The organism is Bradyrhizobium altum, from assembly GCF_020889705.1.
GTDB lineage: Bacteria > Pseudomonadota > Alphaproteobacteria > Rhizobiales > Xanthobacteraceae > Bradyrhizobium > Bradyrhizobium altum.
In genome coordinates, this window is record NZ_JACMYP010000072.1 from 1 (window position 1) to 11264 (window position 11264).

Annotated in this window: 8 protein-coding genes; 1 reads left to right on the forward strand and 7 read right to left on the reverse strand. The window is 58.4% G+C overall.

Translation table 11 applies throughout. The annotated features are described in order from the left end of the window. Nucleotides 1-737 precede the first annotated feature (737 nt). Nucleotides 738-1040 (forward strand): hypothetical protein, encoded by a 303-nt coding sequence (locus H8B02_RS19120; protein ID WP_229167653.1) that lies wholly within the window; start codon nucleotides 738-740, stop codon nucleotides 1038-1040. A gap of 223 nt (nucleotides 1041-1263) precedes the next feature. On the opposite strand, the gene H8B02_RS19125 is transcribed toward H8B02_RS19120, so the two are convergent. The 7 genes from H8B02_RS19125 to H8B02_RS19155 all read right to left on the reverse strand — a co-directional run bounded on the left by H8B02_RS19125 (nucleotide 1264) and on the right by H8B02_RS19155 (nucleotide 10345). Then, nucleotides 1264-2598, reverse strand: a complete 1335-nt coding sequence (locus tag H8B02_RS19125) for a glutamine synthetase family protein (RefSeq protein ID WP_229167654.1) — start codon at nucleotides 2596-2598, stop codon at nucleotides 1264-1266. Then, nucleotides 2595-3884 (reverse strand): ATP-grasp domain-containing protein, encoded by a 1290-nt coding sequence (locus tag H8B02_RS19130; protein ID WP_229167655.1) that lies wholly within the window; start codon nucleotides 3882-3884, stop codon nucleotides 2595-2597. Before H8B02_RS19130 ends, H8B02_RS19125 begins: the two co-directional genes overlap by 4 nt. Next, nucleotides 3881-4750, reverse strand: a complete 870-nt coding sequence (locus H8B02_RS19135; protein WP_229167656.1) for an EamA family transporter — start codon at nucleotides 4748-4750, stop codon at nucleotides 3881-3883. Before H8B02_RS19135 ends, H8B02_RS19130 begins: the two co-directional genes overlap by 4 nt. Nucleotides 4751-4899: 149 nt before the next feature. Continuing rightward, nucleotides 4900-5730 (reverse strand): gamma-glutamyl-gamma-aminobutyrate hydrolase family protein, encoded by an 831-nt coding sequence (locus H8B02_RS19140; RefSeq protein WP_229167657.1) that lies wholly within the window; start codon nucleotides 5728-5730, stop codon nucleotides 4900-4902. Further along, nucleotides 5727-6785 carry a dhydrorhizobitoxine desaturase gene (rtxC, locus tag H8B02_RS19145; protein WP_229167658.1) on the reverse strand — a complete coding sequence of 353 codons (1059 nt, stop codon included), beginning with the start codon at nucleotides 6783-6785 and terminating at the stop codon, nucleotides 5727-5729. Before rtxC ends, H8B02_RS19140 begins: the two co-directional genes overlap by 4 nt. Before the next feature lie 31 nt (nucleotides 6786-6816). Next, complete coding sequence (locus H8B02_RS19150; RefSeq protein WP_229167659.1) at nucleotides 6817-9228, reverse strand: 2-aminoethylphosphonate--pyruvate transaminase; 2412 nt, start codon at nucleotides 9226-9228, stop codon at nucleotides 6817-6819. A gap of 958 nt (nucleotides 9229-10186) precedes the next feature. Further along, nucleotides 10187-10345 (reverse strand): adenylate kinase family protein, encoded by a 159-nt coding sequence (locus tag H8B02_RS19155; protein ID WP_229167660.1) that lies wholly within the window; start codon nucleotides 10343-10345, stop codon nucleotides 10187-10189. Nucleotides 10346-11264: the final 919 nt, after the last annotated feature.

Here is an 11264-nt window from a genome sequence, read left to right on the forward strand (position 1 = left end):
GGTGTCATCTCTACTGTCGATGAAGTTCTCGAAAGCATCGAGGTGTCGCCTCGACGCCCGAGGGCCTGGGCCTGGGCCTGATGATGACGCACAGGCTCGATGGGAAGTGACGAGGCGGCTTGCTGAACCGGGGTGGTCGGTTCACGGGAGCCATCATGCCGCACAACGCGAGAATCGTCAGGCAACGCAAGCGGATGGAGAAGCTTCCGTACTCGGACGCTGGATTTCTTCCTCTTTGATGATTGTTGGCATAGCGTGCGCAGACAAAGCTCGCTCGATAGAATCCATACCTGGTCTCCCGTTGAGAACCGCCACAGCCGGTTTTCTGATTGCGGTAGACTGCGGAGCTTCGCTTACAAGATGCTGACAACCTCGATGACAAAAGCGGCGTCCGCCTTGAGGCCGCTCCAGATGTCGGAAATTCAAATCCGCAAGACACGTGCGTATGTCCCCCGGACGGAGACTCCTGCGGCGTCAGCCGCGCAGACTCTCCACAAAAATCCTCCGTCTAGTCGTGAGCAGGCTCCGCAATGTCGACGATACGGCTGTTGTACCGCCACATGTAAGACAACAACTTCGCGGATTTACCTCAAATCTCCTGAACGATGACCACACAACAGAGATTAGATGAAGCCGCGCTCGTTCGTACGCTCAACACGATACGAGCGGCGCAGGCGGTCCGCGCGGCGTTGAGCCGACATCGTTCCGTCGCAAGCGAATCGATCCAGGAGACATGAATGAATTTAGTGAAGACCTTTGTATTGGCAGGCGGCGTTGCGGCTTTCCTTGCGTACCCTGTCATTGCGCAAAGCCTTGCCGCAGACGCCAAGGCTCGCAAATACGTGCAAGGTACCAGCATACAGAGCGGGGTGAGCGATGATGAGGACTCTTCCTCGCCTAGGCTCAGGACTGCGGGCGCAAAAGCGGGCAGGAAGTCGACCAAGGGCGCGAAGAATGCAGCCGGCGGCAACGCGTCGGACAAGGAGACAGTTGACGAATCCGCAACCAGCAGCACGCCGATAGGCGTCAAGCGAGACTGACGCGAAGCCCTGTTCGGATAAACCTCCGGTCGCGCTCTGCGGCCGGAGGTTCAGCCGAAACGCCGCAAGATGGATAGTTAGATTGTGATGGTCGGCCGCCTTCAACGACGGCAAGGAAAGCAAGCGTAACCTTGCGCGGTTGCAGTGGCTGTCCCGACGGACGCCCAGGAGCTGACCGTGATCGGCGCGGCGCAACGGCCGCAATGCTCAGTAGCCCGAACAACTAGATGATCTCGAAGTACCGCCGACGCTCAAAGTCGGTGACCCGATGTTGAACCGCCTCCCACTCCCAGCGGCGGGAGCAAGAAAAGGCTTCAACAAACCTTTCCCCGAAGACATCATTGGCCGCCGCAGACTGTGCAAACCGATATGTTGCCTCTGACAGGCTTTGAGGCAATCTTTCGGACCTGGGACACACCTCGACGCTTGCATCGCCGACGATCGAAGCCGGCAAAGCCGCATCCGTCTCGACGCCCAGTATGCCGGAACCGATGGCGCATGAGAGGGCGAGATATGGGTTGATATCTGCGCCCGATAGCCTGTACTCGAGCCGATGTGCGGCCGGCTCTCCCGCAATGGCCCGCACCGCGCAGGAGCGGTTATCAATTCCCCAGCTTGGGCAGACCGGTGCCCAGTAGCCAGGCACCAATCTCTTGTAGCTATTGAAGTTCGGCGCGGCGAGGACACTGAACTCACTCATGTATTTCAGTTGTCCGCCGATAAATTGCCTCATGACATTTGAGATGTTGCGAAACGCGTTACGTTCGTAAAACGCATTGTGGCCGTCCGAGGAGATCGAGATGTGAATATGGCCCGACTGGCCGGGCCAATCCTCAAAAACCTTGGCCATGAATGTAGCCATCATGCCTTTCGTTTGCGCCCAGGCCTTGATCATCGACTTGAAAATGATTGCTCGATCCGCAGCTTCCAGGGCATCACAATGACGAAGTGACGCTTCAATCACGCCCGGCCCGGTCTCGAAGTGCAGGCCGCTGAGAGGTATTCTGGCCTTCTCACAAAGCGCCAGGATCTCGCCGAACAGCTCCTGGTGCGCGACAGAACGCGCAATCGAGTAACCGAACGGACCTCGGGTTAAAGGAGTCCATTCGCCGAACGGCTTGGCTTGAATTGTGTCGGCGTTCTCTTTGAACAACATGAACTCGAACTCGAACCCGGCCGTGCAGCCGTATCCGTGGTCAGCAGCTCTTTTCAGGACTTTGCGCAGAATACCTCGCGGGCAGATGTCCTCATGTGCGTCCATGAACTCGGCGAGGTAGAGATGCTGATCGCCGAGATAAGACACCAAACGGCCGGTGCCTGACAGAACACGCAGATCGGCGTCTCCGAACGCCGATAGGGGCTTTTGCGTGAATCCCAACGGAATGACCCGGTCTGAGCAATCCCACGCCAGCACCGCCTCGGAGAACTTGACGACTTTATCCCCATCCGAGAGATTTTCACCCAGGACGTGCTTGCCTCGAAGGACGCCGTCAAAGTCGCTTACGCCGATCATCGCCGCGCGAGCTGAGTTCGCGCGAGCCACACGGGTGTCGGTCATGCGCTGGGTTCCTGCGCCACCAGATCGAAGACCTGATTCATCCGCATCGCACGCAACTGGCGATAGTCATCCTCAAGCTGCATCATATCGTTGTTCACGAGGTACACGATGCCTGGTGTGGATGCCAGGTCGATCGTCGGGACCAGGTTTTGGCCTATGGGAACGAATGCAATGGCATCCGCGAAGCTTTTGAGCTTTCGGATTGCATCGAGCCCGGAGTAACCGGCCACGACGCCGCTCATATCGGAAATTAGCGAGACGCACAGTGCATGAGCCTGCCGCTTGTAGGGCCCACGCAGCCTCATACAGTCACCAAAGCCCTTGGGATCTGCGTACCGCCAGGCGGTTAGCGTCATATGATTGTCACCCAACGCCATGGTCCGGGCTTTCGCCGACATGGTTCCTTGCAGCCTCGCTCCGAAGTCGACCAAAACTGGTCCCCGATCATCGACGATGATCTCCGCATGGGCAGGTCCGTTGGCGATCTGAAGTGCCTGCAACGCACGCACAAGATAATCGGATAGTTCCGAAACGATTGGCTCCCTGGCTCCCAGCAACCACTCGCGTGAGCAGACCGATGACGCGCCCTCGACTGGAACGGTCTCATAGGTCCAGGCCTCGGTGACGAAGGCTTCTCCATCGATCGAGACAGCATTTACGGTGTACTGCTGACCGTTTATTTTCTCCTGTGCAAGCGCCAGTTTGTTGAAGGCTCCGACACGGTTCGTCTTCCCGACAATGGCAGCTAGGCCACGCTGAACATCCGCATCCGCCGAGCAAAAGAACACGTCCTCCGTGCCGGTGCTGTTCAGCGGCTTGATCACGATCTCATCGAAGTTCTCTTCACGCTTCCAGCTTGCGATCTCGACGGCATTGTCGGACACGACCTGCCTGATCGATCGCACGCCCGCTGCGGCCAACGCTTCCGACAGGCGCGATTTGTCTCGCCGGGCGGCTGACAGGGCCGTCCCATTCGACGGCAAGCCCAGCCGCTCCGAGAGGGAATCGGCCAGCTCAACGCCGGTCTCGCACCCCGCTATGACAAACTCCAGCTCCCTGCCACGGAGAGCCTGAAGGTGAAATTCAACGATCTCGTCATACCCCATGCATTCGCGCGGGCGAATGACTTCGTCATACAGCTCCGCATTGAAATGCGACTCGAATATCGGCGGAATCTGTGCTGCCGACATCACATGCACCGTTCCAATTCCATAGCACTTGAACTCTTCCGGTAGAAACCGGCCAGTCGAATATGCGTCAACGATTACACATTTCCGTTCGTTCATGCGGTCCTCCGATACTGCGAGTAGACGTTGCCGACAGCGACAATCGTAATGAGAACATTTCCAACGAACGTATGCAGGGAAGGCACGATGCGAGAATCGAAGTACTGGAACAGGAACGTGATGACAGGGGCGGTGGACAGCACCATGTTGACCGTGAAGGGCTCTACGCGGCGAATGCCCTCCTGGATCAAGAGCAAAGGAATAATGATCGTGGAGAGCCCGATCGCTGCGATCACCAACCAATGCTGTGAGATCTCAAGTACGATGGAGGAATGGTCGACCAGTCCCAGCAGCAAAAGAATCGTTCCATAAAACCGATGCGCCAGCACCTGTCGGCCAGAAAATCCGCCATCGAACAGCAGCTTGACGAGTATATTCGTAAGGGCCAGCGATAGGCCGGCCACGATTGCCAGGACGATGCCAAAAGACGATCGAGGCCCCCACTGCACGCCCGCGTTGCCGCTGGCCGAGATCCAGATCATGTAGCCGCCGATCATCGCGATCGTAACGCTCACGACGATATCGGACGCCGGAGGAACACCCTTCCGTCTGATCAGCGCGTTCAACCACACGGTTGCGGCGGGTCCTAGCGCCACCATGAACGCGACGACGATCGCGGGTTCGGCGTATTTCAGTCCGATAAATAGGCCGATCCAGCTGATCCCGGTCACGAAATTGAGCGACACAAAAGCCATGAGCGCTGACTTCGTAACGCGTGCCTTGCCTGTCTCGCGACCAGCCAGCAGATTGAACGACAGACATACCGCAGCAAAGGACACCAGCAGAGCGACGAACACATCTGCCTGCTGAAAATACGATGCCGCATACACCTCGCCTGCGGCGCTCAGAACGACATAAAGCGCCACAAAGAGAACTCCCAGAGCGAATCGGCTCGTCAATCGTGCTCCCTTGCCCTGAGGCTGGCGCGGCGTAGCGCCCCCCCCGAACCATGCCGGTGCATCGGTTCCGGTTGACTCTTCTTTCGATCTCGGCGGACCGCGTTTGGTTTGAAATGTCATAAGCCGCCTCTCGTGCTTCTTTGATTGGCGTAGGCAACACACGCCTGGCCAAATGCCGTGAACAGTTGCTTGCTCAGGAGATCAGTTGAGACGTGCCATTCGGGATGCCACTGCACACCGATTTGCAGCGTCGGCGCACCAATGACTGACGCCGCTTCGACCAGGCCGTCAGGCGCCCACGCCTCCCGCCTGAGCGCAGTGGCCAGCACCTCTATGCCTTGGTTGTGCAGGGAATTGACTTGCGCTTCGACGGTGCGCGCGACCGGAAAGAGCGCGCCATCGGGACATATCGTCACGCTGTGCGCGACGTCGTACTGACGGTCTCTTGGACGATCGGGTTTCTCGGCATGCATCTGGCCACGTTCCAGGCTCCACTCCGCAAGCGATGGGCGAAGTGTGCCGCCGAAATAGACATTGAGCTCCTGCAGCCCACGGCAGATGCCCAAGATCGGCATTCCGAGCGCAATGGCGCTCTTGATGGCCACCGCGGATAGCCTGTCCCGTGGGCGGTCACGGACTCCACCCTCGACGTCCTGCCGATCAGCCCCTGAACAGGACGCAGGCGCGTTCAAAACGGCAGGATCGACATTCGATTCATCTCCTGTCAACACCAACCCGTCGAGCACGCGCATCATCGCTGGTGCGGCCTCAACGTCCGCATCTTCAGCGTCGATCGTCGGCAGTATGACGCACGCCACTCCCGCATGATGCAGGAGAGCCTGGACGTATTTGCGCCGCAACCAGTCGCGATGCACACCATCGATCAAAAGCCGGTTCGAGGTGACGCCAACCACGGCCCGGACCTTGTCTGGCCGTTGCAATGTCACGCGAGTTGCCTTCCCGTTTGGGCACCGGCCACAGACTGCTCATACAGGCGTCGATTTCGCTCCTTCAACTGAGTTATGACGCTTGGCTGACCTTGCGGCCCCTTGACGAAAAGCCCGCCCCAACTTGCAGCAACCTTTGCGTAATTCGGATCCAGCATCCGGATCTTCTGGGCTTTGTGCAACAGCCAGAACGGGATGCCAGGCGAGAGGTGATGCTCGAGGTGATATTCATCCAGATTTTGCCCAAGGATGGCCCGCTCCAGAAAATTCCCTTTCCGATTCCGGGTCAGATAGACGTTCTGCGTCTCCGTCTCACACATCGGTGAGTGCTCGGCGAGCTCGATAAACCAGCCGAGGACCTGAAACGTTGTGAGATAGGGCACGATCCAGAACAGGATCACGATGTGGAGCAGCCCAAGAGCATATGATCCGCCCAGGATGCCGATCCAAAAGAGATAGAAGCAATACTTGTCGATAAGTATGCCTAACCGGCTCTCGTCCTCGGCATCCGTGATCGAAAACCGATTGGTCCAGAGATATTTCAGGTACGCCGCTGTCGCACCGCCAAATATTGGCTTCCAGATCAGGTTGAACGCATACCGCTCAGGAGGCTGCACGTCGTAAACACCGCTGGACAGGAAGAACTTCAGATCGGGATCCTTGTCCGGGTCGCCGAGATACGGATGGTGCAAATAGACGTGTGATATCCGGTAGGCCCAGTGGCGTTGGAACAGGGGATAGGCCGCGAACAGAATGCCGAGGATGTAGTTCCAGGTGGTGTTCTTCGCCAGCGTGCGATGGGCGGCATCATGGGCGATAGTGGTCAATCCGCGCTGGTAGGCGCCGATCAGAAGAATCGCGAGCGGGTAGAACCACCATGAGGCCCACACAGTCACCAGCGTGCACGCTGCGATGACCGCGTAATCCTTGGCGATGTAGGCCACTCCCGTTATGTTGTCGGGCCTCAGCTCGGAGAGCTGCTTATTGATCTCGCGACTGAACTGAACGGCCTCATAGCGTGACGACCTCAGTTTCCAAGCTTCTGGCTGATTCATGAGAATCCCTTCCTGATCGGCTTCCAGGTTGTCAGATTGCGGAGAGCGCCTTGTGCAGATCGCGGACAATGTCGTTGACATCCTCGATGCCGACGCAAAGCCGGATCGAACCGCCAAAAATGCCGGCCGCCTCGCGCTTTTCCCGTGGAACGGTTGTGTGTGTCGTGGAGACAGGATGCGTCACGAGTGTGCGGGCATCCCCCACATTCGAGACGTGATACATCAGGTCGACGTTCTGAATGAACTTGCGTCCGGCCAGCTCGTCCTCGACCTCGAACATGACCATTGCGCCGTGCCCGTATGCCGGGTTGAGGGTCTGGTCGACGGTTTCGCGATCGGCTCCTTCGAAGAGCCCCGGGTAGAAGACACGGCGCACTTTTGGATGCTCCTTGAGAGCGTCTGCCACGATCCTGGCGTTTGCGCAGTGCTGCTTCATACGAAGCGGCAGCGTCTCAAGGCCCTGGATCAGTTGGAAGCTCGCAAAGGGGGCGATCGCCGCGCCGGTATCGCGTAACCACGTCATGCGAGCCTTCAGAAGAAACTCGCTTTTTCCAAGATCGTCGACATCCTGCAGCGCGTTGCGCCAGATGATTCCGCCATGCGCCTCGTCAGGACCGTTGAACAATGGAAACCGCGAAGCTCCGCTGTAGCTGAACTTGCCGTTGTCGACGATCAGTCCGCCCAGTGTGGTGCCATGGCCGCATATGTATTTCGTGGCGGAGTACGTCGTGATCGCGGCACCGAGATCTGACGGCCGGCATACCAGCGGCGTCGTCGTATTGTCCACTACAAGGGGAACGCCGTACTTTCGACCGATCTCGGCCAGTTGCTTGACGGGAAGTGGAATCAGACAGGGATTCGAAATCACCTCTCCGAACAGGCATATCGTGCGATCATCGATGGCATGTTCGAACGTCTCGGGCCTTCGAGGATCCGCCGTCCTGACGCTGATGCCAAGACGCTTCAGCGTGTTATGGAGCAGGTTCCAGGTATTGCCATACAGATAGGGCGAGGCGACGACATTATCCCCGACCTGCCCGCTTGCCAGGTTGACGATGGCAAGGAACGTTGCCGCTTGCCCGGATGCGACGGCGAGCGAGTCTTTTCCTGTATCGACAGCCGCGTACCTTCTTTCCAGCGCCCGGGTCGTCGGATTGATAATCCTGGTATAGGTGAACCCATCGGCCTTTACGTTGTAGACATCTGCGATGTGGTTCAGATCGCCATCGAGTTCATAAGCCGTGTTCTGATAGATCGGCACGGCCACGGCTTTTGTCACCGGGTCGCGTCGGTAACCCGCGTGCAGAACGGCAGTCTCGGGGGAAAATGGGAGCTGCGCCCCCCCTGGCACGCGAGGCGGCACCTTTACGCGAGCCTCGCATGTCTGCTGGGCCGATATCGGTCGCGCTGCCGCACCCTGGCCAGACCGGAAGTAGGTCCGGAAAGCGCACCCCAACTGCTGGATCCAAGCGGATTGGATTTCCCCGATGCAACCGACCCGAAAACTCCGCGTCGCAAGATGCAGCTTGGAGTAGATGTAAAGGTTGTGAGCTGCCAGGTGGCGATACAGCCCATCGAATGCTGCCTGATCCGCCATTCCTGACGGCGCGACGAACGCAACGCAGACTGGCGACTGCACGTCGGCGGCCAGCAGCGGAGACACCACTCCTTCGAGTTCTCTTACGAGATCGTCCCTGACCTTCTCATACCTGCGGCGCCGCGCTTGAATGCCCTCCTCGTCCAGAATCTCCAGCGCCTTTGTCGTTGCCTGAACGATATGGGTCGGAGGGGTCGAACGCCACTCTCCTGTGCGCTCGAGCGAGAGCCATTGATCTCTGACGTCGAGCACAAATGACCTCGGTTCTTGAACCGCATTCTGCAACAGCGCGCGGGAGGCGATGACAAACGCAACTCCCGGAGGCCCTTCTATGCACTTGTTGCTCGAGGTGACCAGGACGTCAGGGCCAGGCCTGCTCAGATCAATATCAATGCCGCCAAAAGAGCTCATCGCGTCGACGATCGTCTTTACACCACGTCGCCTCGCCTCCTCCACGATCGCATCCAGCGGATTGACGATTCCCGTCGTTGTTTCGCAATGCACGAAACACAGGTGCGTAACGCTCGGATTTCGGTTCAGATGCTCGCCGATTTCCTGAGGATCCAAAGGGTCGGTCGCTCGCTTGGCAAGCGTCAGCGCTTCGACGCCCCACAGTCGCAGAATTTTGAAGATGCGCTCGCCATAGATGCCGTTTATGCAAACAAGCGGCTTGTGGGCTCCAGACACGAATGTAGACAAAGCGGCTTCCATCGCAAAAGAGCCGCCTCCCTGAATTGGGACCACCGAATAGTCCTCGGCATTTGCCAGCAAATTGAGCATCAGCCGCCTCATGCGGGCGGTCACTTCCTTGAACTCGCAATCGCGCGATGCAAGATCAAGCTGCATCTGGCGCCTGACCGCCAGCGACAACGACAATGGACCAGGCGTCAGCAAAGAGCGCTGTGTTGTCACACCATTCCCCCTCAGTTGTATTCGTCAATGCATCTGGAGCACACCAGCCCCAGCAAGAGACCGCGAGCGCCGCTCAACCGCTTTGAGCCCCGCGCCATAGAGGCTGGGCGCACCTCGGGTCGGCACCCGAAGAAACTGCCCAGAGACAACCTCCACATCCAGGTGCGAAGTGATGTCTCGCAAGGCTCTTCAGCGATGTCATTCAGATCTCCCAAGAATTGGCTTTGTGACCCGGTCCTCGAACCCCATTTGGCGCGACGCTCACTCTGATCCAGCCATACGCATCCGCAGATTTGAGCGCGAGCGTCGGCTTGTCGTCGCAAACCCGGCCGGTCGACCGATCGGCTTACGTGCGAGCTGTGCCACTCAGGCAATATTGAAGTCAGGTTAGCGGTGCACGTCGGACCATCGCGCCCGGCTCCAGATCCGGGCATGGCGCGCCAGACGATTGTCGCTGGCGACGGTACGCTTCCTGCGTGAACCTGAGACTTGAGACATTCGCGCACTGTCGTTCATTGGAGGTGTTGGTACGTGACGACCGTCGCCGCCTATTTCGAGATCGTACAACTTGACGTTACGTGCGCTTCAACCCTCTCCGGATTTTTCTCGTGTGAATTTTTCCTGACGTGCGCCTCCACCTTCCGGGGACAAGACGATGCGTGCGGAGATTCACAGACGAGCTACGTAGTCGCCTGGAGTTCGACGACTGGCTGTCGGAATTCACCTGAGCTCGATGCCACGGGCAAGTCAGCTGCTGCCTGCTCCTCCCGCGTGCCGCGCGCGGCGCTTTGCCACATCGGCAAACGGATACACCGAGTTTATCCGTCCTACATCGGTTAGATTACCGGCGTCCGGTTCTCGAGCTCGTTGACCTTGAGCTCGATCACATAGTTCAACTTGTGCCCGCCGAGCGCACCATGAGGCCTTCCGGCTGGGCCACCGTGCGCGGAAAACCGTCGAGGATGGCTCCTCGCGCTGCATCCGGCTGCCCAATTCGATCGCTAATCAGCCTGACCACCAAACCATCTGGCACGAGCCGGTCGTCCTTCATGAGTTCGCCCACTTCTCGCCCGATCGCTGCTCCCCCGACACAGCGGTACGCAGCATATAGCCCGCCCTATGGCCGCGGACAGTCGGAGATCGGCGAACATCGAGGACCTAATCGGGCCGATACCGACGCATCAGCTTCGTACTCGCCTCGCGAAGATAATGGAGACATTGAGCGTACTCTTCGGGTCGGCATCGTCGTCGTCGACGGATGCAACGCGATCGACTTCATGGGACCGTGAGACGTTCGGCGGCAAACGAAGTGGTTTATCAGCGACACGAGCCCCATGAGCGACTTCTTAAGCGGTTCTGCATGGCCCGCAAGCGCCTCGTGGAACGAATAGCCTACGTCTTCGACCATGGTCTGCCGCAGATGTGCGGTAGACCAGACGATGACTGATGCCCTAATATGGTGTTGCCGCCCATCCATTCGGCGAATATCGGCAGCCCGACATATGAACTGCCCGAGAACCGCAGCAGTAGGGTTTCTGGTTGTAGTCGCACAGCCAAGCCGCTTCGCCGGCTATTACGGACGCAGCGAACCAGCGGAGCGCCGGGACTAACCGCGCTTGGCCATAGAGTGCAAACCGTTCGCGCTTTTGAACGCTTACGACCGGCTATTTCGTGTCGCGTTTGTGCCGATGATAATGAACCTGACATTGTTCGATGTCAGACGCACGGCCCTAGTGACGCCGAAGACGTGCGATAATTGGATCGATCTTGTCATCATGTACAATGACAGTGCCGCCCGGCCGAACACGGACCCGTCGCCGTTGCTCCTTTGCATCGGACAGTTGAGCGTTGCGACCTTAGCATGCCCGCTGTCTTGGTCAGCCTCACGGCTTCGGTCGCGCCAGCGACAGTAGTTACCTAGCTTGTGTTGAAGCCGTTTGTCGTAGCCATTCTCCTTGATGACGACCGTC